This is a genomic window from Herbaspirillum sp. Her2, from assembly GCF_057961375.1.
This window is the reverse complement of record NZ_CM176331.1, coordinates 1,222,442-1,248,803: the sequence shown is the minus strand read 5'-3', so window position 1 is coordinate 1,248,803 and position 26,362 is coordinate 1,222,442. Positions and strand designations below refer to the sequence as shown.

Below are 26,362 nucleotides of genomic sequence, written 5' to 3'. Positions count from 1 at the left end.
GGGCAACGCTCTAGGCTTAGCTAAACCGTGCTGAAACGCAATGATACTGCTACCTGGCGGCACTGCTACCGCCACAAAGTCTATGCCGTCTTGGTTCTATTGATCGGCTCTGCCATCGTACTTTCACATGTAGTGTCTGATACAGCCGCAGCTATTCACCGGGCGATTCGACCGGTAGTCTCCTATGCACGTGCCGACGGAGCGTTGAAGGATGAGTCTGCGCTCGTCGAGCGGAACGTGCTGATCGGTCGCAACCTCGATCGCATTGTACGGCTGGTATACCTGTTCGATCTGCTGGCACTGGTAACGGCAGTTTTCCTGATATATCACGTACGAGCCCGATTTCGTGTCGAAGATACGCTGATAAAGCAGGCCGCCTGTGAACCACTAACTGGCCTGCCAAATCGACAAGCCCTTGAGCAGCGTCTAGCAAGTTTGGCTAGCGCCCCTCACTCGCTGCTGCTGATAGGCATGGAACGCGTCGAGCGGATTTCATCGGCCTATGGACATGATTTCCTCGACCATCTGATCTTAGTAATCGCTCAACGCTTGGTGGCAGTGGCTAAGCGATTCGAGGGTGAACTGTTTCGCTTGGAAAGCGGTGGATTCTTACTTTTATATCACCATGCACTCGATTCGGTGGGCTTCGAGGAAGTGGTGCATGCATTGCGTGAGAAAATGAGGGCTCCCTTTGTTTATCGAGCTCATGAAGTATTTCCACAACTGAGTCTCGGAGCCGCTGAGTATCCACGCCACGGCGCTACGCCAGCAGCGGTATTACGCAATACAGCGGCGGCTTCGCAGGTGGCGCGACGACTGGGTAATGGCCTGCTGGTGATCTATTCAAATGAGATCAATGCCGATGACGAGCGTCGCCTTGATCTAGAAACACAGATTGTGCATGCGCTAGAGCGTGATGAACTACTGCTGTATTTTCAGCCACAGCAGCGGCTCTCGGATGGCCAGTTGAACGGTTTCGAAGCACTGCTGCGCTGGCGCCGCGAAGGAAAACTGATTCCACCGCTAGAATTCATTCCGGCCGCCGAACATTCCGGGCAAATCGTCGCCATCGGGCACTGGGTATTGGAGGAAGCCTGCCGGCAGATTTTGCGCCTCCAAGAGGGCGGAACGCCGATACCCGTGGCAGTCAATATCTCGCCACGCCAGTTCCTGCACCCCGGCTTTGCCGCTAAAATCGAAGACTTACTGGCCAGGACCGGCATTGATCCTGGCATGTTGGAGCTGGAAATCACCGAGAGTGCCGTGATGGAACAGACAGGGAGCGCCATTGAATTGCTCAAGCACCTGCGCGGACTGGGACTGAAGCTGGCCATAGACGATTTCGGTACGGGATATTCTAGTCTCGGCTACCTGAAGTGCTTTCCAATCGACAAGCTCAAGATCGATCAATCCTTCATCCGTATGTTGGGGCATGGCACTCAGGATGCCGCCATCGTGCGTACCATGATCGAACTCGGACGCAACCTGCAGTTGTGCGTCACCGCCGAGGGCGTAGAGTCTTCAGCTCAGCGAGAGTGGCTGCAGCGGGCTGGATGTCACCAGATTCAGGGCTACCTTTACGGAAAACCGATGACGGCCGAGCAGGCTCTAATCTTTGTGCATACCCAGTCTATCGACTGCCTGGGCTCATAGCATTGAAAGATGCGAAGCCAGAGAAAGATAATATCCAGCTTCATAGCTAACCCGCCAGGTTCACTTTGAACAACGAAGATCATGCCGCTGTCAAAGCGGGAGTCTCACGCATACTGTTTCGAACTGAATGCTAAGGCGGTGCAGCACTAGTGGAAAAAGGAAATATCGTTCAGTTTAGCAATACACTTTTAGAAAGCTTTCCCGCAGAATTTATTCAAGTTAGTCCTCCTCCCTACGAAACCGACACGCCGTTTTCGAAGATCATCCAAGCATCGGCTGGATGATGCGTTTTTTGAGATTTTGGCATCAGCACAGGTACCTGAAACTCCGAAGCTGGCTGATTTATACCAACCCCAAAAAATGTAAAGTTAGCTCTCTCGTGAGTCTGCCAGGCAACCGCTACGCGCTAGATAATCGCTGTTTTACGCCTTCTCATTTGAATTAACACACTCTATTTTTACATTTTTGGGGTGTTGTTAAGCTTAGCCCGGCGCCTCTGTCCTAATCTGGGGTCGCCACAGAATTCGGAAAAATCGTACGCTAAGGCTTTGAGTGCAGATGAAGTCACTTTTAGTGTCATGTACGGAACGTCTGCGGCGCGATTTGTTGGAGAGAATATGCTTCGGCTTATTGAAATTGGATTTGAGCAAGTAGGTAGTTGGCGGCTGATCGATCAGCAATTGGCGCTAGAGCTAAACAGAATGAATGCTCAACGGAACGTCCTCTACGCCTTCATTCATACTGATTCAGTCTTGTATGTCGGCAAAACCACTGACTCGCTGGAGAATAGAATGGGCGGATATCTCCGTCCACATGCTTCGCAGCGGACAAACGTGCGCAATAACGCTGCATTGGTTCAATTGCTTCGACAAGGAAACGCAGTCGACATTTATGCTTGGGCGGACACGGGCCTACATCGTATCGGTGAATTCCATTTGAACTATGCTGCGGGATTGGAAGACAGCATTATCAGAACTGTCAGGCCACCATGGAACGGTGCCCGCTCGGCACCGCGGCGCGAAATCGAAGAACAGGGACTATCCGAGTTATCGGCAGACGAACAAAATTTTCCCGCAACAGATCAAGAATCCGAAGCGGCATCAGTGGCGGAGATAGAGGCGTTGGAGTCTGCCGGTATGCTTAAAGCTTCGCCAGTGTTTCAAGTTACGCTAGGTAAAACATATTTTCATAACGGTTTCTTTAACGTTCCGGTGAAGTTCTCCGAGCAGTTCCCAGCTCATGGTACGGAAATTTCGATCTACTGCGGAAATTCACGGACCTTGATCCACGCAATTGTTGACCGTAAAGCGAACCAGACAAATCACACTCCTCGCATTTATGGCAAGGGATCATTGGCCAACTGGTTTAGTCGCCACAAGCACCTTGATGCAGTTGCGACTATTCGCGTTGTAAGCTCCAATGAAATCGAGTTGATTTAACCTGGGCTTATGAGCGCCTTTTACCATTGACTGGTGGTTTGACCAACGCCGCTGCGCCCAAACGGTCTCGCAGCCTGGCCAGGTCCTGCTCCAGCGCGTGAATTCTGGCATCCCGCTGAACAAGCTCTTGTCCCGCGTCCTTGAAGCGTGCCTCCGCCACCTCAGCATTCATGTGTTCGGCGCTGGCCATCTCATTGGCGGACGCCAGCTGCTCTGCAAGGAGGGACGCCTGGGCCGCGCGGGCAGCGCCGGCGGCGATCGCCGCCTCATCGAGCCGCGCCTGCAGATGGACCTTCTCGGTCCGCAGCGAGGCCAGCGCCTCGCGTTGCTCCCCGAGGTAGCCCCGCGCCTCTGCCAGCTCACGCTCCAGGCTAGCGGTGCGAGCGTCGCTAGCCTGTTTGTCGCTCTCCCGCTGCTCGGCCGCCTTGTCCTGGAAGTGCTCGAATTGCTGCCGGGCGTGGGCCAACTGGTCGGCTAGCAGTTTTACTTCCGCCACACGGTCGGTCAGGCGCTGAGATAACCCATCCTGCTCGGCTCGCAACGCCGCGATGGTCACGGCCGCGTGCTGCCGCTCGTCGCGTTCCTGCGTCAGCGCCGCCTTCACCCGGGTCAGTTCGGCTGTCAGGGCGTCGCGCTCGGCGCGCAACTGGCGCCCTGCCACTCGTTCTGCCTCCAGTTGCTGGACGGCCGCCTGACGAACCTGTTCCTGCTCGGCGCGCAGTTGCTCGACCTGAACCTGGGCAGCGGCTTCCAGCCGCTGATGGACGGCCTGCACCGCCTCCAGAAGGTCGGCAGGCAGGCCGGTACTGGCGACCACCGCCTGGCTCTCATGCTCGGCCTTCCAGCGTTTTAATAGCGGTGCGATGGTGCTCTTGCTACCGGTGTCACCCAGCGCGGCGCGCACGGTGTCCACGGTGGGGTTGGTGCCGGCGGCGGCCAGTGCGGTGGCGGCCTTGGCCACATGGGAGTAGAGAATGCCTGCGCGTGCCATGGTGGGGTCTCCGTGAAATAAAGTAACATATTCCGTACTACGTAATGTAACGATATATTACATATTTGGTTCTGCCCGCCCAATCTAGATTTTATGTTTCGATAACATCACTTATCACGTGTTATATTGAAATCCTCGCTCTTTTCTCTTTCCTGCGCCGGTACATTAACCAAAATGCCCGATAAATTGCTTCGCCTTGATAATGACTCAACGGCGCTCGCTCTTGATCGCACTTCGATGGGCAGTACGCTTCCTGCGGCTGATTTGGAGTCCGCCCACCGTGACTTCCTTGCCGCAGCCACCTCGGAAAATACCCGCCGAACCTATCGCTCGGCCATTCGCCATTTTCTGGGATGGGGTGGTGTATTGCCCGCCGACGAAAAAGGGATCATTCGGTATTTGCTGGCGCATGCTGGAAGCCACAACGCCCGCACTCTCGCCTTGCGGTTGACTGCGCTGTCTCAGTGGCACATGTATCAAGGGTTCACTGATCCAGCCGGCACCGCCACCGTGCGAAAGACGCTCAAAGGTATCGGTCGGACTTATGGTCGCCCCAAAAAACAGGCCAAGGCCCTGCCTATCGAAGATCTTGAAAAAATCGTCTGTAAGCTGGCCAGCCTGAAAACCATCAAGGCAAAACGCGATAGCGCCTTGCTGCAACTGGGCTTTTTTGGCGGATATCGCCGCAGCGAGCTCGCCGCGCTGCGGTTCGCTGATCTAGCATGGGAGTCAGACGGTTTGCTCATCACTCTGCGGCGATCCAAGACAGATCAACAAGGACTAGGCATCATCAAGGCTATTCCTTACGGTGCTGGCACATGCTGCCCAGTCACGGCACTACGCACCTGGCTGGACGCGGCTGGCATTGACGGCGGAGCGGTTTCCGGCCGATCAATAAATGGGAAATGGTCGGCGAGCGAGCAATTCACCCGGCGAGCATCAATACGATCTTGGCCGACTGTGCAGTATTGGCCGGACTTCACTATGCTCCAGATCTTTCGAGTCACAGCCTGCGCCGAGGCATGGCTACTAGCGCCTATCGCGCTGGAGCTGACTTCAGAGACATTAAGCGGCAAGGCGGTTGGCGACATGACAGCACCGTGCAGGGGTACATTGAGGAGGCCGGCCTTTTTGAAGAGAATGCTGCGCGACACCTACTTCGATGAACATATCTGACTCGGTGCTTCGCTACCAAGCCAAAGGCGATAGCAATGAGGCGCAGACTGAGCGAATCACTGTGCTCGCTGACCAGCGCCGACGCTTTGACTATCGGTAGATGTATGTTCTTCGCTGCGGGAGGGCGCCTGAGCTATCCGCTGAAGCAGTCAACGATCGATGATGGGTGTGCGACCATGTGACTGCCCTTGGAAGGGAGCGGAGGGCGGGGCATTAGAGAGAGTCAATCCCGCGAGCAAATCAACAGCCTAGAAGATATGGATGCTGAAAGATCGCATGGTCTACAATTTAATTTCTCGTCTCCTCCTGCCGTTACTCTGTTTCGACCAGCCCCTTTCGCTTGGTATAGCAAAACATCGGCTTTTCCAAGAACTTCCATATAAGCTTGACCTGGACAGAATTCAATTAACCCAATACTGACCGTTCTCCCCGTTTTATATTTATTAAATGACCATTTAACGTCGGCGAATGACTGCCTCAATTGCTCACACCACAACGTCGCCCCTGTCCTATCGAGACCGGTCAAAATAACCGCGAATTCTTCTCCCCCTAATCGGCCCACCCTCCCTGTAAAAGTTATCGAATTCCTCAGCAGTCGCGCAAACTCAACTAGCACAAGATCACCCACATCATGTCCATGAGTATCATTTATCTGTTTGAAGTGATCCAGATCCATGAGCGCCAAAAAAAATGGAGCTGAGGCGCAATTTCTATGCAACTGAGCGTAGGCATCCTCGAATCCTCTTCGATTAAGCAAACCTGTCAGATGGTCTGTGTTCGCAATCCAATTTAGCCGATCTATCACATCCAGACAGATGCTCAATAAAATGGCAATCGTCAGGCCCAGCGCCACAGCGACTCCCGTAAGCTCAAAAACGAATCCCCAATTAGATCTTCGCCATGCGCCGACAATGGCTGGGGTATCATCTGCGATGAGATAGCCGATACACTGCACCGCCAACAAAAATATGACGCAGGTAAAAGTGAATCGAAGAACCCTATCTCCCCTGCCTAATGTTTGCTTTAAATAGACTTGGTGGAGACTGGTGCATAGCAAGAATACACATCCCATCTGGATCACAAAGGTCTCCAGGCGAACACTATGTTTGACGCACACGGCCCACCAAGCTCCAATAAGAGTCACCAGTATTACGAGAGCCTTCAGCTTCCAACGACGCCCCTCCGCGAAACGTCTGGAAAACGCATTTGCCATTGCTACCGCCCCCATCAAGAAAAATATATCCTCAATCAGCGCCTTGATTATCGAGTGTTCTTTGAACTGAAACGTAGTGATGGCGTATCCAGTTCCCAAGAGAAGAAACGCGAGCGCCCAACTTCGTGAATGGAAGCCCTTCCCGCTCAAAAAAAAGAAAAAACAACTGGCACCGTAAAAGCACAGGGGAATACTCCACGCTAATATAAGTGCTCTCATTTTTTTCTCACGTCACTCAATCCGAATCACGATTTACACATCAAATCGCTGCGTATCACTTCTTCTTTGAAATGGCGGCTGCCAAGGAGAGTCCCTTCTCAGTCAAATAGTATCCACTACCAAAATTCGTAATAATCCTCTCGTCGCGAAGCCTACGTACGATTCTTTCGACCGAAATCGAGGCCGACTCCCTCGTACGAAACTCATGACCAGGAAAAGCCAGGTTGGCGAGAAAATCAAGCTGGACGCCTGCTCGCGGATTTACCAGCATTCCTTGAGATGACAATCCCTTCAATATCGCATCTTTAATTGCTGCCCAATTGGGAATCGTGCTGCCATCCTTGTTCGCATTCATTGTTGCAGCACTCTCCTACTACGCCAGATCGCGTGGATCATTTTTTTGTTTTTGAATGGTTTCTTGCACCATATTCAACGCCGCGATGCGCCAGATAGTCCCGAATCAATTGGCGGACTACCTGCGACGGAGTGAGATCCTGCGTTGCACAAAGGTTCTCAAATTCGGCTTTCTTACCAGGGTCAATCAATACGGTCAGACGTGCTGTTTTATTTTCCACAAACGTGCTCTTCACTACGATTTTCGTCATTCAATAAATGGCAACTCACTACCGGCGACCAATTGAAAATCACCCAAGCTCTTGTCATATGCAGTATGGATGTTACGCATAGTCTCTTGCAGGCCGAGATCATAATTCAAGTCTATTCCCGCCCCAAGTTGCGTCAGCTCATATTGCTTGAGTACTGGCGCACCCTTCATCGAAAAAACCACCCGATTAAAATCAGTTGGCATATTTATCCACCACATTTTCTTTCCAAATACCGCATAGAGCGCCTGCATCTGCTGTAGCAGATCAGGCGTATCGGTCCAAAAGTTGGAGGCAATTAATCCATTCTCTGTCATTGCCGAATAGCACTGGCGATAGAAGGATTGAGTGACCAAAGACGTCGCTATGCCATCCATTCCAAATCCATCATGCAAAATGACATCGACGGGCTGGTCGAGAATCTTCATATGCTCGGTCGCATCCACATGAATTATCTGAAAGCGCTCGTCATCTTCTGGAATCTGAAACAGGGACCGCAGGCCGATTACATCGGCATCAATTTCCAAGACCGTGATACGCGCTTTTGGTAATCTTCGATAGCAAAACTTGGCTAATGAGCCGCCGCCCAAACCGATCATCACGATGTGACGAGGATCTCGGTTAAACATCAAGAATCCCATCATGCAACGGGTATAACTCAACAGCAGCCGATCAGGCTCCGAAATGCTCATTGCACTCTGAATATACCGACCATCAAAATGCAATGTCCGCATGTCCCCGTGGTCAAATGCAAATGGGCGACCGTTACTCATCCTCAGGATTTCCCCAAAATCTCCCGGGAGACTTACTCTCTCTTCCATGCCCTGCATTTATTCCCTCAACCTTATGACCCTCACGAGAACGTTACCAAACACAAAAAGCTCAGTTAATTCGATTCCGAGAAAAATTCGGCCTCATTGATTTCCACACCAGCATAAACAGCAATACAGCTAGCGGAGCCACAAACACAAAGCCAATTGACTTGAAGCCAGCTGCCCCGACTATTCCACCAATAATGAAGGCGACTAATAAGCCACCAGTTCGACGGACACGCCCCCAGTCAGCTCGCACTTTGGCATACCCAGAAACGACATGGTGATTCCAATAGAGCATCTTCCCGAACTCAATCCCAAGATCGGTCACGTTTCCCGTCATGTGCGTAGTACGAATACTGCCTCCAGACGACTTGGATCCCACGGCGTTTTGCAAGCCCATCATGTAACCCAAGAGAAATACGGTAGTCGGAATTGCCACCTGAGTATGCCAAGAGAGGATAAATTTCCCCATCATGCCGAACGGAAAAAGCAACAATGCCTCCAACAGCAACGGTAATGCGTAAATGCTGCGGAGGCGAACCCTTCGGGAATAATTCACAAGAATTGCAGTGGTCGCTGCACCACCCATGAAGGCAACGATAGCGCCAATCGCAACAAACACCATATAAACATCACCCAGCGCAATCCCATCCGCCACTTGTGAAGCAAAACCACTCATGTGCGATGTATAACGTTGCAGCACCAAAAATCCTCCGGCATTGACAGCGCCGGCGTTCAGCGCTAGCAATAAGCCCAGCATGTGGTTCGCGGAGGGAGTCCGGTGGCGAAGAGTTAAATAGCGAAATTGTCGCATTCTCAATTACTCTGAGTAAATCAGCCCTTTACCACCATTTGATCGGATAGCGCAAGTATCGTAAGGCCAACTCTATTTTCCGCGAACAAACGCACGGGCAACTGGTGCCGACAACCATCTTGCAATCGATGGCATGATCACGATCCACAAGCCTAATATCTTTTACCTTCGCCCCCCCATTTTCACGACGCCGCCAGATCCTTTTAATTTCAGATCTTTGACTACTGTAAGGTATCCTTATCGTTGAGTAAGTAGTCCGCAGCATCTCTGTAAACCCGCCGCACTTCACTGACAAAATGAGCCTCGATATTGGACGACCATTGCCGAGAATGGCTGACAGTCGCTCCACATCTAATCTATCAACGATAGCGTCGCAAGAAACGCCCCCCTAACTCTCCCTACCAAGATATGCAGTCACAGGGCGATCTGATGGGCCACTCAAATATGTTCATTGTATTATAATGTTATTATCTTTTAATTAAAATACAGTTAGTATTATGAATTACTCAATGCGGAGCTGACCTGCGTCGGTAATTTGTAGCCAGTCAGGCAGTGAGTCGGTTGTCGATCATATTCGATTCCAGCCAGGCTCGACGGACCGTAGCTGGAGGTTGGTACTGATGTGCGCTATGCGGCCTGCGCTCGTTGTAGAACTGACGCCATCTTTCAATCAGCACTTTTGCCTCTGCCCGGCTGCGGAACCACTCCCGGTTAAGCAGTTCGTCACGCAGTTTGCCATTGAAGCTTTCTACAAATCCGTTCTGCCATGGACTGCCTGGCGCAATGAAGGCTGGGCCAACGGAGGCATCCCGCAGCCAGCGCATGACCTTGGCCGCTGTGAACTCGGCTCCATTGTCCGACCGAACGTAGGCTGGCTTTCCATGTAACCGCATCAGTCGCGAGAGCGTCAGGATGACATCCTGGGAGCGCAAACTGGCAGCAACTTCGATGGCCAGGCATTCCCTGGTGTATTCATCGATCACGCACAGCATCTTCAATGAGCGTCCATCCACCATCTGGTCATGAACAAAGTCGTAGCTCCAGACCGAATTGGGCTTGGTTGCTCCAGGTAGCCGAATGTCGTTGCCGCATCGACGCCTGCGAGGGCGCTTTCGTGGAATGCCCAGTTTTAGCGCACTCCAGAGCCGTCGCACTCGGGACTCGCCCAATGCCAGCCAGGCAGACATACGCCGATAGCCGAATCGAGGGACCTCTTGCGATGCCGCGATCAGCTGCTGCGTCAGGCTCCGATCCTTTTCAGGTTGTAGCAACTGATAACCCGCTACCCGCCGGCTCAGTTCCAGATAACGACATGCCTTGCGTTGCGACAGCCCCCGACGAGTAAGGACTTCCAGCGCTTCGCGCCGGCCCGCGGAGGTCATCATTTTTTTCGGCTTAACTCCTTCAAGCCATCAATCACCAGCAACTGTTCCGCCACCATGCGTTTGAGCTTGTCATTCTCGGATTCAAGATCTCTGAGCCGCCGCGCGTCCGAGACATCCATACCGCCAAACTTGTTTCTCCAGCGGTAAAAGGTCTGCTCAGTAATGTTGTGGCGCTTGCACAGATCTACCGTCGCAATCTCCTTGCTCTCTGCTTCTCGCAAGATGCTGATGATCTGTTCGTCCGTAAATCGCTTCTTCATTGAGTTCTCCTTGGCGTTAGCATAAAGAACTCACTTAGCCGGTGGCTACAAAATTCGTCTCAGGTCAGTGGTCCACACGACCGATCCCCCAGTTACGATACTTACGAGGATCCTGGTTGCAGTTATGCGCAAACCCACGCCCTTCCGTTACGGCCACCCAGTGCTCACCGACGCCTTTGGCTAGCATGTAGTCGCTTTGCACTTCAGAGCCATCAAAGAAGAAGACGCAGTGATAGTGGTAACCTCCCCAGCGAGACCACTCCAGCTTCCAGATGTACCCCACCATCTCATCGAATACGGTGTTGCTGCGCATCTGGCGCAGAAACTGCTCCATATCAGCCTTTGCAGCCCCCACATCCACACGCGCTACCGTCTCCACAGGCGCGGCCATCTGGATGCCATGCAAGAAGTCCATCGCAGGGACATCAGCCTCTCTCACCAAGGCCACATGCGCCGCTTCCACAGCCGTCTCATCTGCAAGGGATGCTTCCCTATACAAACAATCCACCCGCACCACCACGAGCCTGCTATAGCGCTCAAACAAGGCGCTCAGATAGCTACGCAAGCGAGCCAGATTCTTGTTCGGATTACGAGACCAATCCGCCATCTTCTTGCGAGTCCCCTCCAGCTTGGCGTCCTTGCGCAGGCATTCGATGAAGTTGTTGAAGATATCGGCATCTAACTGGTCATCGCCGTACGACAAGCCAGGCCTATCAAAGCAACAGTCACGCACCGGATGAATAGCCAGACGCCTGAAGAACAAGGCCACATCCGGGCTGTATTCAACGTCCTCACAGTAGAGATCAAAGAAACTATGAAAGCCCCTGTAAAAGTCAGCGAGATTGGAGATCTTCCTGGCACTACATCGCCAAGTACGACGTCCAGTGATTTCAAATGCCAAGTCCTTGGTCTTCAAGACGAGCTCCATGAACTGCACGAGTCGCCATAACGACTCAGTGCGCTGACCTAACAGGGTGACCTTCCCGTATTCAGAGACGGCCGAGTTCAATTCCTGGTCCAGGGCGGTGGAACAGATGTCGGACATCGTCAATGGTTTGAACTGCTTGAACTCATCAGCCATGTGTTTCTCCTAATCGAAAATCGCAGGATGCAGCTCTCCCTGCCGGAAGACGCTCGTCCAGCTTTAATGCAAGATAAATGTGAAAGGGGCTAGCTGGCAGGCTAGCCCTGCGTGATCTGCGCATCTGCCGTGCGCAGTCATAGAGCTTTTTAAGTACAAAGCTCCGTCTACTTGGTTGTGCTGCTTAACGCGCCGTGTAGATACGGTGCTGATGCCATCGATAGCCAAGATAGCTACCAAGCTGGATACTCTGGTCCAAAGGATGCTTGTGATCTCCTCTCTGGTTCAAAGGTGAATTAGTCTTGGTAATAATTTTACAAAGGGTCCTTATTGGTGTGATGAATAGGTTGGCTATACACCGAATGGGTTAATAGTTATCTTTACTCTCTAATAACTTTATCCTTTAAATTCCTTTAAATCTCATTAAAAACCAGAATTACCCAAGAGTACAAAGTGCTCTCTACACGGGATTTAGAAAATCAAACCCTTCGGGAGATCGAGGGATTTCTGATCCATATAGGCATGCAAAGTTATGCCGACATTTGGACGTCCCCAATAGAGGAAAATCCACCCGTTGAAAGTGACGACGCACATGCGGAAGGCGTCAACAGGGGGCAGCCAACACCGGTCTAGTGCTCACCAGCAGGAGCCACAGCGCCAAGCTGGAAGCCCCGAAATAAGGGGTGAAGAACTAACTTCCAAGATCTGATGCACCAACTTCCAAGAGCCTGATGCACCAAGGTCCTGCACCTGCAGCACTCCTATGCACATCCGTGAACGACATATATTTAGGCGCGGCCCTGGCGCTCGTTGACACGAGCCAAGAGCCAGTCATTAATCTCAGATTCGAGCCAGCCGACGGCACCCGTGCCCAGGCCTACCTGGACCGGAAACGTTGCGTCATAACGGGGGGATTTTGGATTGAGCTTGTCGTAGATAGCCGAACGGGACAGACCCGTACGGGCTTCGACTTGCTTGCGGCGCAGGATGGTAAGAAGAAGTGAGACTGTTGTAGCCATGATTTGCCTCCTTTAGGCGGGTTGAGAACAGGAGGCGGATATTGACTTTTTTCGGGACAGGAAAACACCTGGGATGGTCGGATATAAAACTATCCGATAGTTCCGAAAGCCTTATTCAGACTGGGTTTTCTTATCCGACTTGCGAGATTTTGGACGACCACCTTTAGGAGCAAAATGCAGGCGCATGATGGACGCCGCCGTCTTCGCATGCTCCAAAGACATACCGTGAACTTCCTGCAACCAAGCACTGACTGTCGGATTTTTCGGGAACGTCGTCTTATCTGAGGGATCAATTCTCTCTCCCCAGAATTTGGCGGCTCCCTGAATCATCCAGCGCAACTCATCGGAAATATGATCGTGGGCAAAGCGGCGCGAAGTCAGCGCTTTCGGCTGTAGATTTACTTGTGCGGCGCCATTCTGCTCGCTGGACGGGGCTACCGCCTTATCGTCGGAACCCGCATTAGCCAAATAAGGCCAGGAATACTGTCCTTTGAGCAACGCGTCAAGGTCAAATGACAGCACGAAGACGGCCGCCGGCCCAATCTGTATAGAAGTCAGGCCCCCTGACGAAAAACAGCCCCATGCCGCCCCCATCCCACCGGCACCTGGATCCTGATGCTGAGGTATCCGTGAAACGGCATGTCCCGAGAAATCAATGGACCAACCATTAAAAAATCGGTCTTCCCAGGTACTGCCGTGCATTTCAATTCTGCGACAAGCCTGCGGACTCAATTGCAACAACTCGACATACATGTCGCGCTGCCCCCAGTAGTTCGTCCAAGAATCCCCAGCATGCAAAGCAATGCCCTGCGGCACCGACGTATGCAATCTGAGCTTACCTATGCCTGCATAATGCAATAAATCCGCTTCCGTGCATTTGGCAATGCGCGCTGCTTCCGAGAGGTTGTAAAACAATTTCGACGGCAGCGAACCTTCTACCAGCTTTGGAATTTCGGGCGAGCTAAAAAGACTGCGCTTACTCTCCCACAACGGCCAGCTCACATCGAGTTTCGTGTCACCCCAAGTAGGAGTGATGACCTCGGTCTCAGTGGAACCGTCAGAAGTCGCTTTACCCCTCTCATTCACCATCGCAAATAGCCCCCAATAATTATCAAATAAATAAAATGACTCATCCCAGCCAAAAGAGGCGCGTTCGGCATCGATCCTGGAATTATGCAAAATGGAAATTTTAATGGAGGCGCAAAATCCAGACTAGGCCTCTGCAAGTATGCCGAAGCACTACTAAGCTAAAAGGCTCACAACGTCAGGACGGGGATGGCTTCATCACGCAGCCCAACTGAACTCTTCGGCTTAGCAGATTTCATCATCGGTATTATTTACGACGCGGCAGGCTTATCCGCAGCTGTTTCTGGCATTGGGACGATGAAATTTGCCCACGCTTGCATCAGAGCACGTCGCTGTTCCAATAAATCTGTGCGGTGATAAGCGGCTTCTACCTTGTTTTTGACCAAGTGAGCTAAAGAGCGCTCGGCAAGATCGTGAGAGTAGCCTTGTTCACTACACCAATCTCTGAAACTGGAGCGAAAGCCATGAGCTGTAGCGACGCGGTCGGCAACGTCGCTTTTTGCCTTGATTCGGCGTAGTAAGCTAGTTAGCACCATATCTGACAGTTCAACCTGATCGCGAGACGATGGGAAGACCAACTCTGCGTGTTTCCCTTCTTGTTTCTTTAGGATCTCGATTGCCTGCTTAGAAAGGGGCACACGGTGCTGCATTTTGGCTTTCATACGGGTAGCCGGGATAGTCCAAGTCTTACTCGTGAAATCAACCTCAGACCAAACCATGCCGCGTACTTCGCCGGAGCGGCAAGCCGTCAGAATCAAAAACTCCAACATGGCCCGTGAGACATCCGGTCGATGACCATGAATATGCTCAGAAACAAAGGCAGGAATCTCCTTCCAGGGCATTGCCGGATGGTGTTTTGTGCGTAGCGCCTTATTGGCTTGTGTTGGCAACAGGTGATGGACTACATCGACTGGATTGGATTGGCAGTATTCATGTGCCCAGCCCCACGCCATTACCGCATGGATACGTTGTTTTAAGCGATCAGCAGTTTCTGATTTGTCGAGCCAAATGGGGCGTAAGACATCTGCAATGTGCCGAGGTTGAATTTGATTGAGGGGGAAGTCGCCAATATGCTCAAACGCATATTGAGACACGGTGTTAATCCATTGCTGCCCGTGTTTTGCATTTTTCCAGCTTGGCAGCAGTTCAGCGTGAAGTAGCTTGGCTGCTTGCTGAAAAGTCGGGATGGATACAGAGGCGCTGCTAGCCTTTTCAATAAGAGGGTCGACGCCGTTGCTGATTTGCTCGCGCATTTGCAGCCCCTTCTTGGCGGCTTCTGCCAGGCCGACTTCCGGGTAGCTACCCAATCCGGCGTTGCGGCGTTTGCCGGTAACAGGACTCACAAAACGCAGAACCCATTTACCTTGACCAGCTGACTGAGAGGGATGAAGGGTTAGACCAGTGACAGTTCCGTGTGGCAGCGCAGGGGAGTCAGGCTTGATGCTGCGAGCTTTTAATTCAGTTAGTTTGGCCATGGCGCATTACTTTTGCGTAAAATTTAGTATGCCATACAGTATGCCATCAACTCGGTGATTGGGGTGGTATGCATAGGCTTTATCAGGACAGTGAATAGCGCAATTCAGTGCCATCATTGATTATTTTGGCATTTAGAGGATTGTACAGGAATTATTTTTGGCGGACACAGCCTCCGCCAGGACATGATGGAAACGGGCCCGAATGGGCCCGTTTCCATTTATGCCGGCAAATTCATCCGAATTTCAAGACGTCTTAGTACTTAATACCGCGTTCATATCTCTAGAGCTCATTTCATATGCAGACGTGGGATGGGTCGCCTGCCGTTGTTGGAGATCGTCGCCGCAACAGCGCTACGACGCGTGGCCGCGCCTAGTCAGACCATGCCTGACCAGCTCTCGCTTTCGGAGACTGAATGTGAAAAGGCCATAGTTTTGATGCCACTCCCGATCCTGATATCGGGTAACGACAAGTGAACATCGGACTGCTACAGTTCAACCTGTCACCCACCGATCAGCGTCATCACACCCCCTTCTGCGCCCCCGATGTCACCAGCGAATTCATTAACAAGAAAAATCATCTGCCTGCTCTTCCTGTTGGCGTGTGCTGTGCCAGCATGGGCCGCATCGGCAGACAATCTTTGCGCGGCACTCACCCCGTATCTCAAAGACCCCCGGCATCCCACGCTGCCGAACCCGGCACGTGAACCCAATGCCGTGGAAAAAGCCCTCATCGATCGCTCTGACATTGATCTGCTCTCCTGGACCGACTATGACAACGGCGCTGCCCTTGTGGACGCGGACAATGACGGGGTTGATGAGTTGTACGTCTGGAACGTGAATGGATCATGACGCTTTGCCCTCATCCAGTTTTTTGAGCTCGGCAAGCAGGAGGACGGTCAATCGCAGCGCCTGATCGACAAGGGCAGCGTCAACAATGGCGTTCTGCTCTCGCCCTATTTCGTGCGCTTCGAAGGAATCAATTACCTCGTCTCCACCGTCAACGGTGACCACGAGGGGCTCAATATCCACCAGTTCGAGAAAGAGGCGAATGGCCGATATCGGATGCGTACCGTCTGCTCCATGAAGACCGTGATCACGACTGATCAGCGTTGTCGGCATCCCGCCTGCAAGGCCTTGCAAAAGCGGATGAGCAGCGAGGAGACAAATGACGCATTCGTCACGGCGGAATGGCCGCACAAGTATTTCTGGCCGGCCGGTCTGGCCGCATTTTTTGCCGACGCCGAGGGCGATATTGATAACACGGGAGAGTCGGCCTCGATATGGCGTCTCGGCAGGGAGGGCTATTACTTCGGATACATCTACTGGCATTTTCTGGCTATGGGCGACGAGCCACCCGCGCTGGACGCGTCGCTGCGCGGCGAAGCTGAATCGGGCGAAAATGGAAGGGCGGCACGACGTGTTCTGCCCGGACCGGCGCATGCGCGCCTGAGCAGGGTGCTGCGCAGCCAGAGTGCGCTGCTGACCAGAACGCTGCGTCAACCTGTGGAGCTTCCGAAGACCGGGCAGTTCTTCCTCTTCCAGGCGGAGAACGGCAAGACTTACTGGGCTTGGGATCTCGAGCCCAGGCCGTATGGCGAGGCCATTCACATCGTCTACACGAGGAACAAACGCTCGGATTACATCGGCCTGGTCAAGTCGGTGCGCACCTCTTTTCTGGAGCCTTGCCGGGCGGACTGTGTGTATCCGCTTGAACGATGATGCCGCATCAGCGTTGCCGGGCAAGATCGTTTCGAACTTCATCCATGCATCGCCCCCGTCCGCAACACCGGCCCCTCAATGATCGGCCAGCCCTTCTCCTGCAAACGCGCGATCACCTGCGCCAGCGGCACCGACGCCATGAAGCACAGATCCAGATCCCCCAGGAAGACATGACGAACCTTTGCCTGCCAAAAAAGCGGCCGCGTGTCATACGTCAGCCGCTACCCCCTGCCGCCAAAGATCGCTGAAATACTCCGGCAATCGATTCAACCGGATAACGGCGTTCACGCCCGGTCCCGACTACCTATCCACACCACCAGCGCCTGCGCCGCCATCGGCCGCGCAAACAGATAACCCTGCACGAACGCACAGCCCATGCCTCGCAGCAGCTCGGCCTGCTCCTCGGTCTCCACGCCTTCGGCCACGCACTCCATCTGCTGCGAGCGCGCGATGCCGATGATGGCCGGCAGCAGCGACGAGGCGCGCCCCTCTTCGCTCACGCGCAGGATGAAGGAGCGATCCAGTTTCACGCAGTTGAAATCAAAATTGTGCAGCGTCGACAAGGAGGAATAGCCAGTGCCGAAATCATCCAGGCACAGTCCGAACCCATACGTGCTCAACTGACGGAACTGCGCCTGCAGATGATGCGAGTCATCGATGAGCAGACTCTCGGTAAGCTCCAGCGTGATCATCGGCGGAGCCACGCCGGCATTGAGAACGATGTCGCGCACCTGCTCAAAGAAGTGCACGTTCATCGCCTGCCGCACCGAAACATTCACGTGCGCCGTGAATCCTTCCGGCAGGATGCCCAGCGCCTGCCACTGCGCCACATCGGCCGCCACCTTGCGGAAGGCCAGCGCACCCAGCTGCGAAATACGCTCGCTGCGTTCGGCCAGCGGAATGAATTCGGCTGGCGAGACCGCGCCGAAGGCCGGCGAGTGCCAGCGCATCAGTGCCTCCACGCCGTGCAGCGCACCGCTGCGCAGATCGCAGATGGGCTGGTAGACCATGCTGAACTCAGCCTCCAGCGTGGCGGCATCCATGGCCGCCAACAGCGCCTGCACCCGTTCTTCGCGCGCCAGCATGGCCGGCTGGAACACGCAGTAACCGCCACCGCCCGGCTGCTGCGCCTGGCGCAATGCAATGGCGGCATTGGCCAGGCTCTTTTCCATGGCGGCCTTGCTGCGCTGCTCGCAAACACTCACGCCAAAACTCAGGAACACGCGCACCTCTTCCGTCCCACCGGTCGACAGCACCAGTTCGGACTTGCTGCGCAGGCGCATGAGCATGTCTTCATGGTCGACAGGCGCACCCAGCATCACCACGGCGATGCGGCTTTCGCTGTAACGGCAGCGGACCAGCCGCTGGGCAGCAAAGTCACCCCACACAGGCGCCACCTGCTGGCACAGGCTCTGCCACAGGTGACGCAGCGCGACCTTGTTGAGCGTATCGGCCAGGACCACATAGTTGTTGATCTCCACCATGCAGACCGTGGCCTGTTCCCACGCGCTCTGCTCCAGCCGCTCGGCTGCGCCGATCAGGCTCAGGAGGCCGCTTTCCTGATCGCGGTCGACCTTGTCGCGCAGTTCGTGATACAGCCTGTAGAGATTGCCGGCCATGCGCTCGACGGCATCCTGCACCGAGACGATTTCCTCGATGGCCCAGCCTTTGGGATAGAGCAGATCGAAGCGATGCGTTCCACTGGCCTCGCGAAAAGCCACCTGCTCGGCCTGATGGCGCAGACGCATCAGCGGCGAAGTGATGCTGCCGCGATACAGGCGGATCAGGACCAGGCCGCCGACCAGCATGACCGCGAGTGCGACCCAACTGATCCAGAAGATGCCATCGAACACCGACAGCAGTTCGGAGCGGGACGAAATCACCAGCACCCGGTAACCGGCCAGTTCAGCGGGTGCGCCGTCGATCTTCGACAGCGGCTGCTGGTAAATCAGGAACTTGCCGTTGGCATCGGTCTTGAGATTGACCATGCGCGAACGGTCCGCCAGGCGCGCAATGGCCAGTTCGGTAAAACGCGCGCGGCTGCCAGGCGGCTGGTCGATCAGGAAGCGCTTGTCGGCGGCACTGAGGCGGTCCGATTGCAGCAGTACGCGTTCATTGTCATCGACGATGAAGACCCCCGCCACCAGCGACTGCTGGACTGCCGCATCCAGCAGATGCTGCAGCCGCGCCTGCGAGAGATCGACGGCAATCACGCCTTGATCTTCCGGCGAGCGATTGACGGGACAAGTCATGGACGCATTCCACTGCGCATCGGCTCCCATGCTGAAGTAGATCGCGGAGACCTGCGGACATTCGGCGGTGGCATTCACATACCAGGGACGCTGGCGGGCGTCGTAGTCGGGCGTGACGGACAACGGCGCAAGGTGCTCGCCGTCGGGGCGCTGGTCGAAGTGTTGCAGGCCGGGATGGGCGTCATCCTGCAGGTAGTAGTCGAGGCTGCCGTAGCCCTTGAGATTGACGGCAATCAGCTGGCCACGGTTGTTGCCGAACTGGATGTAGGAAAAGCGCGGCTCCTCGGCATTCTCGCGGCGCGCCAAGGACTCGATGAAGCGGGCCAGCGAACGCAGATCGCCATGCAGGGGGATTGACGATTCCAGCATGAGGCCCTGCATCTGCTTGATGAACACCCCGCCCGCCAGGTACTCGGAGCGGAAGCCCTCCAGCACGCGATTGAGTTCGCGCTCCAGCAGCGGCTGCACGATCTTCTCTTCCAGGTCATGCTGCAGCCAGAAAAAACCGGCCGCGCCGAACGCCGCCAGGCAGCCCAGGAAACAGATCAGCGCGCCCGCGATGAGCTGCCCGATCTTCCACTGGTGATGTTTGTTGAGAAATCGCATTTCCCCTTCCCCGCCGCTGTTGCGCGTGCTGTGGTGAGCCAAGCTCTCTGGCTGGTGCGCCCCGTCTTGCTTGATATCGCCTGATATTGCGTGGTGATGCGTGGCGATGGGGGTCCTCGCGCTCCGCTGCGGCCCTCTGCTGTCACTGCGTCCCGGCTTCAGGCTATCAGGCTTCCGCTATCCGACGCTATCAGGAAAAGCATGAACGCGTGTCTTTTCCTACAATCATGGTCTTGATGCCTGGCCGCAACGGATTTGCCGTGCGGGAAAGCGCAGGCATCCTTATTTTTCCGGCCAGTCCGGTAACGCGATTTTGTCCATGCATCCCTTCACCGCCCTGCTCCTGCTGACCGCCATCCAGATCGCCACCTCCTTTGCCGCGACCGCCGTGCTGACCATCTCGCCCCTGCTGGCCGAGACGCTGGGCATTTCCGTCCGCTGGGTCGGGGTCTACACGGCGGTGCTCTACGCGGCGGCGGCCTGCTCGTCGATCTGGTTCGGCAACCGCGTCCATCGGCTCGGCGCATTCCAGGTCAGCCGCTGGTGCCTGGCGCTCTGCGCCCTGGGGATGCTGCTCATCGCGACCACCCACGTGGCAGGGGTGCTGGCCGGCAGCGTACTCATGGGCATGGGCTACGGCGGCATCACGCCCGCCAGTTCCTACTTCCTCAGCCAGAGCGGCCCGCTGAAAAACCGCAGCCTGCTGTTCTCGATCCGGCAAAGCGGCGTCCCCGCCGGCGCTGCACTGGCGGCCTTGCTGGTGCCGGTCATGACGCAGCACGTCGGACTGCTGTGGGCCTTCGTGGCGCCGGGCCTGATCGGCCTGCTCGGTGCGATCGCCTTCAACAGCAAGTCGGCGCAAGACCTCGACCCGGCCCCGGCAGCCAGCAAAGGCGCGGCATCCGCAGAGAGCGTCTGGTCGCTGCTGCGCAGCCATCCGCCACTGCGCATCCTGACGCTGGTGGCCTTCCTGTTCTCGGGCTTGCAGGTCACTGCCATCGCCATGCTGCTGCCCTTCCTGCACGGCTTCCAGCAGATGTCGATCGAGCAGGCCGCCATGCTGCTGACGCTGTTCAATCTCGTGGGCGTGGTGTTCCGGCTGATCTGGGGCCGCTGCGTTGACCGCGGCGTGCCGGCGCTGCGCATGCTGGCCGTCTCCGGCCTGCTGGGCACGCTGGGCTTTGCCATTCTCGCATGGTCGGCCTTTGCGCCCACACCGGTGCTGATGTTCCATGCGGCCGCCGCCGCGCTCGGGGTGGCCGTGGTGGCCTGGAATGGCGTGCTGTTCTCGGAGATCGCCATCCTCGTGCCGCGCGCCCAAGTGGGCCGGGCCACCGGGCTGGCGTGTTTGCCGGATTCATCGGCGTGGTGCTCATGCCCACCGTACTGACCCTGGCCATCGAGCAGCGCACCGCCTCCGGATTGGTGTTCGCGCTGGGCGCAGCGCTGTCGATGCTGGTCGGCTGGCAGACCTGGCGCCGCGCAGCGCGCCCAGGCCAGGCAACCTGATTCGCCTGCGCCACCGGTCGCGCGCGCTCACCGGCGTGCGGCCTTGGTGAAGCTGACCCGCCCCATCTCGCCGGCATTGGCCAGCAGGCGCAATCGCGCCGAGCGCCACTCTCCCAGCGCACGGATGCGTTCCAATTCGGCATCGGCCAGGGCCGTCTGGGCGTTGAGCATCTCCACGATATCGGCCGCACCCGTGTCGTACTTGCGCCGCACCGACTCTACCGAGCGCTGCGCCGCTTCCAGCAGGCCGCGTGCAGAGGCCATGCTGCGCAAGGCGGTGGTCGCCTCTGCATAGGTAGTGGCGATGTCGCCCAGCACCTGCGCCTGTACTTCACGCAGCTCGGCCTCGCGCATCTCCAGTTGGGCCTGCGCGCCATCGACCTTGTAGCCGTTGGCAAAGCCATCGAAGATCGGGATGGTCAGGTTCAGTCCGACCACCGTATCGCGATCGCCGCGACTGCCGGGCTGGTTCGGACGGCCGTTGATGTAACGGCTGGCCGTCATGTCCAGCGTCGGCAGGCCGTCGGCCACGGCGACTCTCACCTTCTCGCGGGCGGCCTCCACCTGCCCGCGTGCAGCCAGGATCGCCGGGTGATACTGCCGGGCCGATTGCAGCCAGCCCGGCAGGTTCTGCTCCAGCCCGAGCGGATCCTCCTCCGTCTCCGAGGACAACGTGATGACCGGTACGTCGCCCGCCTCGTCCAGCAAACCCAGCCCCACGGCCAGCATCACCACGCTGCGCTTGTACTGGCCGATGGCGCGCGCCAGTTCCAGCTCGGCCCTGGCCACGAAGGTGCGTGCCTGCAAGGTCTCAGGCAGGGCACCCACGCCGCGCTGCTCGCGCTTGATGGCGGCCTCCAGGATCTGGCGTGCCAGCGCCAGGCTGCGCTCGCGCGACTGCTGTGCGGCGCGCGCGCTGTGGGCGTCGTAATACAGGCTGACGGCATTGCCCATGGCTTTCTGCAGGGTGGCGTCCTGGCTGGCCGAGGCCGCCTGCAGCAGCACATCGGCCGCGCGCTGGTTGGCACTGCGCCCGCCGAAGTCGAGCAGGCGCCAGGTCAGCGTCGCATACAGCGTGCCGATCGAGCGCTTGCTGCTGCCCTGGTCCGACGTGGCGCTCTCGCGGTACTGGCCGACACCCGCCCCGAGGGTGGGCAGGTAGGCTGCACGCGCCTCGCCCAGTTGCGACGACTGCAGCTTGATCGCGGCCCATGAGGCTTGTACCTGGGGCTGATGGCACAGCGCCAGGTCCACCGCATCGACCAGCGTGAGCACCTTGCCCGGCGTGAAGGGGCTGGTTGCGCAGCCCGTTGCCCGGTCGTCGCCGGGCAGTATTTTTCCCTTGTCCAGTTCGGGCGGGCGTGCCAGCAAGGGATCGAAGCGCGCAGGCGGGGCCGCACCAGCCGGTGCCGCAAGCAGCGAGACCATCAGGATCAGGGCCGTTACCGCATGGCGCGGTCGCAAAGAGTCATCAACGCTCATGCAAAGCCTCCTTCTGATGCCGCATCAACGGCGACAGCACATACTCGATCACGCGCCGGCTGCCGGTCCGGATACCCACATTGACGGCCAGCCCGGCCGACAGCGGCAAACTGCGACCATCGACATTCAAGCTGTTGCGGGCAAGCAGGATACGCGCGGAATAGACCAGGCCCTTCTTCTCATCCTGAATGGCATCGCGCGAGACATGCACCACACGCGCCGGGACGGTACCGTACTTGGTGTAGTCGAAGGCATCGATCTTGACCTCGACCTCCTGCCCGATGCGCACGAAGCCGACGTCCTTGTTCTCCAGCCAGGCCTCGATCTCGATGTCGCCCTCCTCCGGCACGATCTGCATCAGGGGCTGGGCCGCCGCCACCACACCGCCCACGGTATGCACGGCCAGTTGCTGTACGGTGCCGCTGACGGGGGCCATGAGCGTGAGCAGGCGGCTGCGCTCTTCGGCGCGGCGCTGGTCCTGCTGCGCGGACTCGATGATCTTTTCGGCCTCGATGCGGCTGTCGTGGGCTTCCTTCTGCGTCTGCGCCAGCAGCGCGGTGCGCTGGTTGCGGGCCTCGCTCAACTGGCCTTGCAGATCCACCCTCGCTTGCTCCTTCTCCAGCCATGCATGACGCGAGACAGTGTTGTCGGCCATCAGCTCCTTGTAATCAGCGGCTCGCGCGCTGGCCAACTGCAAGGCCGCTGCATAGCGCGTGATCTCGTCATCGATCCGGGCCAGCCGCGCCCGGAAGTCCTGGTACTGCCCCTGCAACTGGCGCTCGGCCGACTCCCGCTGCGCACGGCCTGCGCCGCCAACCTCCGTCAGCTGCGGCGCCTGCAGCTCCTGCACCGCCTGCATCATGGCCGCCGCGCGCGCCACCTGCAACCGCGCCTGGGCCACGGCATCGGCGGCCTTGTCGCGTTCGGCATCACTGCTGGTGGCATCCAGTTCCATGAGGATCTGGCCGACCCGCACGCGCTGTCCTTCCCTGACCAGGATGTCGCGCACGCTGGCCACCTCGATGGACGCGATGGTCTTGATCCGGGCCGAGGGAATGACCTTGCCGGTAGCGTTGACCACGATGTCGATGTGGCCCACCAGCGACCACAGCAGCGTGAGCAAGACCATCGCCATCAGCAGCCGCGCAGTCCAGCGCAGGCTGGCCGAATCGGGCGATTCCTGCAGCGACAGCGCGGCCGGCAGGAACTCGGCTTCCTGCTCGTTGTAGAAGCCGCTTTTGCGCGGATCGCGCTGGCGCCAGGCATGCCGCAGTACGCGCCCATAGCGCTGCCACAGCGCCAGCCAGGCCCGGGAACGATGATGCAGACTCATGGTGTCTCCCCTTGCAATGGCTTGCCGGCCTGCAGCGCACACAGATGCGCATAGATGCCGTCGGGCAGCATGAGCAATTCCTCATGGCTGCCGCTCTCGACGACGCTGCCGCGCTCCATGACCACGATGCGGTCGGCATCGCGCACGGCCGACAGGCGGTGCGCGATGATGAGCACAGTGCGCCCGGCACAGATCTGGCGCATGTTGTCCTGGATGATTTTTTCGGATTCGTAGTCCAGCGCGCTGGTGGCCTCGTCAAAGATGAGGATGCCGGGATTGCTGATGAGTGCGCGCGCAATGGCGATGCGCTGGCGCTGTCCGCCGGACAGTCCGCTGCCCTGCTCGCCGACCAGCGTGTCATAGCCCTCGGGCAGTTCGCAGATGAAGTCATGCGCTCCGGCCAGCTTGGCGGCGGCGATCACCTGCTCGATCGGCGCGGAAGAATCGACCAGGGCGATGTTGTCGCGGATGGAGCGCGAGAACAGCGTGTTCTCCTGCAGCACCACGCCGATCTGCTGGCGCAGCGAGGCGGTGTCGATGATGGCGATGTCCTGCCCATCGACGGTCACGCGTCCGCTCTCGCAGACGTAGAGCCGCTGCACCAGCTTGGCCAGCGTGCTCTTGCCGGACCCGGAGCGGCCGACGATGCCGATCACCTCGCCCGGCTGTATCTGCAGCGTCAGCCCGCGAATGACCTCCGGCGTCTCGGGGCGATAGCGAAAACTCACGCGCTCAAACGCAATCGCACCGGTCACGCGCGGCAGGCGGGTGCGCTGGCCCGCCACCTCGCTGCGCGCATCGAGCACATCGGCCAGCCGGCTCATGGAAATGCCGATCTGCTGGAAGTCGTTCCACAGCTGTGCCAGCCGCAAGATGGGCGCCGCCACCTGCCCGGCCAGCATGTTGAAGGCCACCAGCTCGCCCACGGTCAGGGTGTTGTCCACCACCTGCAGCGCGCCCATCCACATGATGCCCACGCTGACCAGCTTGCTCACCAGGTTCACGCCGCCATTGGCTACAAGACTGATATTGGTGGTGGTGAGACCGGCGGCGACATAACCGGCCAGCTGCTGGTCCCACTTGCGTTGCCAGTGCGGCTCCACGGCCAGGGCCTTGACGGTGTCCATGCCGGTCAGGGTCTCCACCAGGAAGGACTGGTTCTCGGCGCTCTTGTTGAACTTGTCGTTCAGGCGTGCGCGCAGCACCGGTGTGAAGATCAGGGACAACAGCAGGTAGACCGGGATGGAAGCCAGCACGATCAGCGTCAGCGGCACGCTGTACCAGAGCATCACCGCCAGGAAGATGAAGGAGAACATCAGGTCCAGCACCAGCGTCATGGCATTGCCGGTGAGGAAGCTGCGGATGTTTTCCAGCTCGCGCACGCGGGCAATCGAGTCACCCGCGCGGCGTACCTGGAAGTAGGCCAGCGGCAGGCTCAGCAGATGGGCGAACAGGCGCGCGCCCAGTTCCACGTCGATCTTGCTGCTGGCCTTGGCGAAGATGGCGGTACGAATCCCGGTCAACAGGGCTTCGAAAATGGTGGCGGCGATCAGGCCGACCGCAATCACGTTGAGCGTCATCATGGCGTGGTTGACCAGCACCTTGTCCATCACCACTTGGAAGAACAGGGGCGTCACCAGGCCGATGATCTGCAGCACCAGCGAGATCAGCAGCACCTCGGCCAGCACCTTGCGATACTTGACCACGGCCGGGATGAACCAGGTGAAATCGAAGCGCGAGGACTCGCCCGCATAGCTGGCCTGGCTGGTCATGAGGATCACCTGACCGGCCCAGAGCGCCATGAATTCGCTGCGCGTGAGCACCTGCGGTGCTTGGCCCGGCCGCTGGATCAGGATGCGCAGTGGCGCGCCCGCTGCCTCCTGCGGCGCGGCGTCGATCTTGGCCAGCACGAAGAAGTGTCCGGCGTGATCGACGCAAATGGCTGGTACCGGCGTGCGCTCCAGCCTGGCCGCTTGCTGGCGGATGGCGCGCGCCTTCATGCCCAGTGCGCGCGCGCCCAGCAGGATGGTCTGCACGTTGAAGGGCTGGCGGCCGAATCGGTGCTGCAATTGCCGGGCATCGGCTGCGATGCCGTGCAGCTTGGCCAGCATGATCAGGCACAGCAAGCCGCTGTCCGTCCCCGCCTGGCCGGGGTCGTGGTCCGTCTGGTTCATAGGATTTCCGAGAGGGTTGCTTCGAGGAGGGTGGGTCAAGGGCGGCCGCTGCCCTGCTG

General features: G+C 57.2%; 23 protein-coding genes and 2 pseudogenes. 7 read left to right on the top strand and 18 right to left on the bottom strand.

Annotated features, from left to right (window positions below):
* The first annotated feature begins 27 nt into the window (after positions 1 to 27).
* The gene (locus ACWHXP_RS05670) at positions 28 to 1,653 is read left to right on the top strand and encodes a putative bifunctional diguanylate cyclase/phosphodiesterase (protein ID WP_489634281.1); all 1,626 of its coding nucleotides are present in this window, start codon (positions 28 to 30) and stop codon (positions 1,651 to 1,653) included.
* A gap of 548 nt (positions 1,654 to 2,201) precedes the next feature.
* A complete protein-coding gene (locus ACWHXP_RS05665; protein WP_489634282.1) occupies positions 2,202 to 3,092 on the top strand; it encodes a GIY-YIG nuclease family protein in 891 nt (296 codons plus the stop codon).
* Positions 3,093 to 3,099: 7 nt separating this feature from the next.
* Here ACWHXP_RS05665 and ACWHXP_RS05660 read toward each other — a convergent pair whose 3' ends face one another.
* Positions 3,100 to 4,083, bottom strand: coding sequence for a DNA-binding protein (locus ACWHXP_RS05660; RefSeq protein WP_489634283.1), 984 nt, complete (start codon positions 4,081 to 4,083; stop codon positions 3,100 to 3,102).
* Between the two features lie 126 nt (positions 4,084 to 4,209).
* Here ACWHXP_RS05660 and ACWHXP_RS05655 point away from each other — a divergent pair, with 126 nt between their 5' ends.
* Positions 4,210 to 5,259: a site-specific integrase gene (locus ACWHXP_RS05655; protein WP_489634284.1), complete on the top strand. Its 1,050-nt coding sequence runs from the start codon at positions 4,210 to 4,212 to the stop codon at positions 5,257 to 5,259.
* 223 nt (positions 5,260 to 5,482) lie between these two features.
* Here ACWHXP_RS05655 and ACWHXP_RS05650 read toward each other — a convergent pair whose 3' ends face one another.
* The 11 genes and pseudogenes from ACWHXP_RS05650 to ACWHXP_RS05600 all read right to left on the bottom strand — a co-directional run bounded on the left by ACWHXP_RS05650 (position 5,483) and on the right by ACWHXP_RS05600 (position 15,228).
* The gene (locus ACWHXP_RS05650; protein WP_489634285.1) at positions 5,483 to 6,691 is read right to left on the bottom strand and encodes a GGDEF domain-containing protein; all 1,209 of its coding nucleotides are present in this window, start codon (positions 6,689 to 6,691) and stop codon (positions 5,483 to 5,485) included.
* Positions 6,692 to 6,746: 55 nt separating this feature from the next.
* Positions 6,747 to 7,046, bottom strand: a complete 300-nt coding sequence (locus ACWHXP_RS05645) for a hypothetical protein (RefSeq protein ID WP_489634286.1) — start codon at positions 7,044 to 7,046, stop codon at positions 6,747 to 6,749.
* Between the two features lie 37 nt (positions 7,047 to 7,083).
* Positions 7,084 to 7,266: a CopG family transcriptional regulator gene (locus ACWHXP_RS05640; protein WP_489635874.1), complete on the bottom strand. Its 183-nt coding sequence runs from the start codon at positions 7,264 to 7,266 to the stop codon at positions 7,084 to 7,086.
* A gap of 26 nt (positions 7,267 to 7,292) precedes the next feature.
* A complete protein-coding gene (locus ACWHXP_RS05635; protein WP_489634287.1) occupies positions 7,293 to 8,066 on the bottom strand; it encodes a fused MFS/spermidine synthase in 774 nt (257 codons plus the stop codon).
* 109 nt (positions 8,067 to 8,175) lie between these two features.
* Positions 8,176 to 8,922: a YoaK family protein gene (locus ACWHXP_RS05630; protein WP_489634288.1), complete on the bottom strand. Its 747-nt coding sequence runs from the start codon at positions 8,920 to 8,922 to the stop codon at positions 8,176 to 8,178.
* 28 nt (positions 8,923 to 8,950) lie between these two features.
* Positions 8,951 to 9,230: pseudogene (locus ACWHXP_RS05625) on the bottom strand (PhnA domain-containing protein).
* 237 nt (positions 9,231 to 9,467) lie between these two features.
* A protein-coding gene (locus tag ACWHXP_RS05620; RefSeq protein WP_489634019.1) for an IS3 family transposase occupies positions 9,468 to 10,567 on the bottom strand; the annotation gives its coding sequence in 2 pieces (ribosomal slippage) (positions 9,468 to 10,315 and positions 10,315 to 10,567; 1,101 coding nt in all).
* Between the two features lie 64 nt (positions 10,568 to 10,631).
* The gene (locus ACWHXP_RS05615; protein WP_489634289.1) at positions 10,632 to 11,648 is read right to left on the bottom strand and encodes a YagK/YfjJ domain-containing protein; all 1,017 of its coding nucleotides are present in this window, start codon (positions 11,646 to 11,648) and stop codon (positions 10,632 to 10,634) included.
* Positions 11,649 to 12,436: 788 nt separating this feature from the next.
* Positions 12,437 to 12,667, bottom strand: coding sequence for an AlpA family phage regulatory protein (locus ACWHXP_RS05610; protein WP_489634290.1), 231 nt, complete (start codon positions 12,665 to 12,667; stop codon positions 12,437 to 12,439).
* A gap of 111 nt (positions 12,668 to 12,778) precedes the next feature.
* Positions 12,779 to 13,846: a hypothetical protein gene (locus ACWHXP_RS05605; RefSeq protein WP_489634291.1), complete on the bottom strand. Its 1,068-nt coding sequence runs from the start codon at positions 13,844 to 13,846 to the stop codon at positions 12,779 to 12,781.
* 158 nt (positions 13,847 to 14,004) lie between these two features.
* Entirely contained in the window at positions 14,005 to 15,228 is a 1,224-nt protein-coding gene (locus ACWHXP_RS05600) for a tyrosine-type recombinase/integrase (RefSeq protein WP_489634292.1), read from the bottom strand.
* A gap of 543 nt (positions 15,229 to 15,771) precedes the next feature.
* On the opposite strand from ACWHXP_RS05600, the gene ACWHXP_RS05595 reads away from it, so the two are divergent.
* Positions 15,772 to 16,077, top strand: a complete 306-nt coding sequence (locus tag ACWHXP_RS05595; protein ID WP_489634293.1) for a hypothetical protein — start codon at positions 15,772 to 15,774, stop codon at positions 16,075 to 16,077.
* Here the strand turns inward: ACWHXP_RS05595 and ACWHXP_RS05590 are convergent.
* Positions 16,072 to 16,347: a hypothetical protein gene (locus ACWHXP_RS05590; protein WP_489634294.1), complete on the bottom strand. Its 276-nt coding sequence runs from the start codon at positions 16,345 to 16,347 to the stop codon at positions 16,072 to 16,074. The two genes, ACWHXP_RS05595 and ACWHXP_RS05590, sit on opposite strands and share 6 nt — an antisense overlap.
* Before the next feature lie 27 nt (positions 16,348 to 16,374).
* Here ACWHXP_RS05590 and ACWHXP_RS05585 point away from each other — a divergent pair, with 27 nt between their 5' ends.
* Positions 16,375 to 16,947 carry a hypothetical protein gene (locus tag ACWHXP_RS05585; protein WP_489634295.1) on the top strand — a complete coding sequence of 191 codons (573 nt, stop codon included), beginning with the start codon at positions 16,375 to 16,377 and terminating at the stop codon, positions 16,945 to 16,947.
* A 50-nt stretch (positions 16,948 to 16,997) separates the two neighbouring features.
* Here the strand turns inward: ACWHXP_RS05585 and ACWHXP_RS05580 are convergent.
* A pseudogene (locus ACWHXP_RS05580) lies at positions 16,998 to 17,108 on the bottom strand (VOC family protein); the annotation flags it as partial.
* Between the two features lie 123 nt (positions 17,109 to 17,231).
* A complete protein-coding gene (locus tag ACWHXP_RS05575) occupies positions 17,232 to 19,805 on the bottom strand; it encodes an EAL domain-containing protein (RefSeq protein WP_489634296.1) in 2,574 nt (857 codons plus the stop codon).
* Positions 19,806 to 20,124: 319 nt separating this feature from the next.
* On the opposite strand from ACWHXP_RS05575, the gene ACWHXP_RS05570 reads away from it, so the two are divergent.
* Positions 20,125 to 21,195, top strand: a complete 1,071-nt coding sequence (locus ACWHXP_RS05570) for an MFS transporter (protein ID WP_489634297.1) — start codon at positions 20,125 to 20,127, stop codon at positions 21,193 to 21,195.
* Positions 21,180 to 21,314 (top strand): hypothetical protein, encoded by a 135-nt coding sequence (locus tag ACWHXP_RS05565; protein ID WP_489634298.1) that lies wholly within the window; start codon positions 21,180 to 21,182, stop codon positions 21,312 to 21,314. The genes ACWHXP_RS05570 and ACWHXP_RS05565 overlap by 16 nt, the downstream gene beginning before the upstream one ends.
* Positions 21,315 to 21,341: 27 nt before the next feature.
* Here the strand turns inward: ACWHXP_RS05565 and ACWHXP_RS05560 are convergent, their stop codons facing one another.
* Genes ACWHXP_RS05560 through ACWHXP_RS05550 form a run of 3 tightly spaced genes read right to left on the bottom strand, consistent with a single transcriptional unit; the run spans position 21,342 to position 26,303 of the window.
* Complete coding sequence (locus ACWHXP_RS05560; RefSeq protein WP_489634299.1) at positions 21,342 to 22,796, bottom strand: TolC family protein; 1,455 nt, start codon at positions 22,794 to 22,796, stop codon at positions 21,342 to 21,344.
* Complete coding sequence (locus tag ACWHXP_RS05555; protein WP_489634300.1) at positions 22,786 to 24,129, bottom strand: HlyD family type I secretion periplasmic adaptor subunit; 1,344 nt, start codon at positions 24,127 to 24,129, stop codon at positions 22,786 to 22,788. The genes ACWHXP_RS05560 and ACWHXP_RS05555 overlap by 11 nt, the downstream gene beginning before the upstream one ends.
* Complete coding sequence (locus tag ACWHXP_RS05550) at positions 24,126 to 26,303, bottom strand: type I secretion system permease/ATPase (protein WP_489634301.1); 2,178 nt, start codon at positions 26,301 to 26,303, stop codon at positions 24,126 to 24,128. Before ACWHXP_RS05550 ends, ACWHXP_RS05555 begins: the two co-directional genes overlap by 4 nt.
* Between the last annotated feature and the right edge of the window lie 59 nt (positions 26,304 to 26,362).

Coding starts and splice junctions, on each gene's coding strand:
- ACWHXP_RS05660 (WP_489634283.1), bottom strand. CDS start 4,083: ATGGCACGCGCAGGCATTCTCTACTCCCATGTGGCCAAGGCCGCCACC.
- ACWHXP_RS05650 (WP_489634285.1), bottom strand. CDS start 6,691: ATGAGAGCACTTATATTAGCGTGGAGTATTCCCCTGTGCTTTTACGGT.
- ACWHXP_RS05645 (WP_489634286.1), bottom strand. CDS start 7,046: ATGAATGCGAACAAGGATGGCAGCACGATTCCCAATTGGGCAGCAATT.
- ACWHXP_RS05635 (WP_489634287.1), bottom strand. CDS start 8,066: ATGAGTAACGGTCGCCCATTTGCATTTGACCACGGGGACATGCGGACA.
- ACWHXP_RS05630 (WP_489634288.1), bottom strand. CDS start 8,922: ATGCGACAATTTCGCTATTTAACTCTTCGCCACCGGACTCCCTCCGCG.
- ACWHXP_RS05615 (WP_489634289.1), bottom strand. CDS start 11,648: ATGGCTGATGAGTTCAAGCAGTTCAAACCATTGACGATGTCCGACATC.
- ACWHXP_RS05610 (WP_489634290.1), bottom strand. CDS start 12,667: ATGGCTACAACAGTCTCACTTCTTCTTACCATCCTGCGCCGCAAGCAA.
- ACWHXP_RS05600 (WP_489634292.1), bottom strand. CDS start 15,228: ATGGCCAAACTAACTGAATTAAAAGCTCGCAGCATCAAGCCTGACTCC.
- ACWHXP_RS05595 (WP_489634293.1), top strand. CDS start 15,772: ATGTCACCAGCGAATTCATTAACAAGAAAAATCATCTGCCTGCTCTTC.
- ACWHXP_RS05590 (WP_489634294.1), bottom strand. CDS start 16,347: ATGCCGACAACGCTGATCAGTCGTGATCACGGTCTTCATGGAGCAGAC.
- ACWHXP_RS05585 (WP_489634295.1), top strand. CDS start 16,375: ATGAGCAGCGAGGAGACAAATGACGCATTCGTCACGGCGGAATGGCCG.
- ACWHXP_RS05575 (WP_489634296.1), bottom strand. CDS start 19,805: ATGCGATTTCTCAACAAACATCACCAGTGGAAGATCGGGCAGCTCATC.
- ACWHXP_RS05570 (WP_489634297.1), top strand. CDS start 20,125: ATGCATCCCTTCACCGCCCTGCTCCTGCTGACCGCCATCCAGATCGCC.
- ACWHXP_RS05565 (WP_489634298.1), top strand. CDS start 21,180: ATGCCCACCGTACTGACCCTGGCCATCGAGCAGCGCACCGCCTCCGGA.
- ACWHXP_RS05560 (WP_489634299.1), bottom strand. CDS start 22,796: ATGAGCGTTGATGACTCTTTGCGACCGCGCCATGCGGTAACGGCCCTG.
- ACWHXP_RS05555 (WP_489634300.1), bottom strand. CDS start 24,129: ATGAGTCTGCATCATCGTTCCCGGGCCTGGCTGGCGCTGTGGCAGCGC.
- ACWHXP_RS05550 (WP_489634301.1), bottom strand. CDS start 26,303: ATGAACCAGACGGACCACGACCCCGGCCAGGCGGGGACGGACAGCGGC.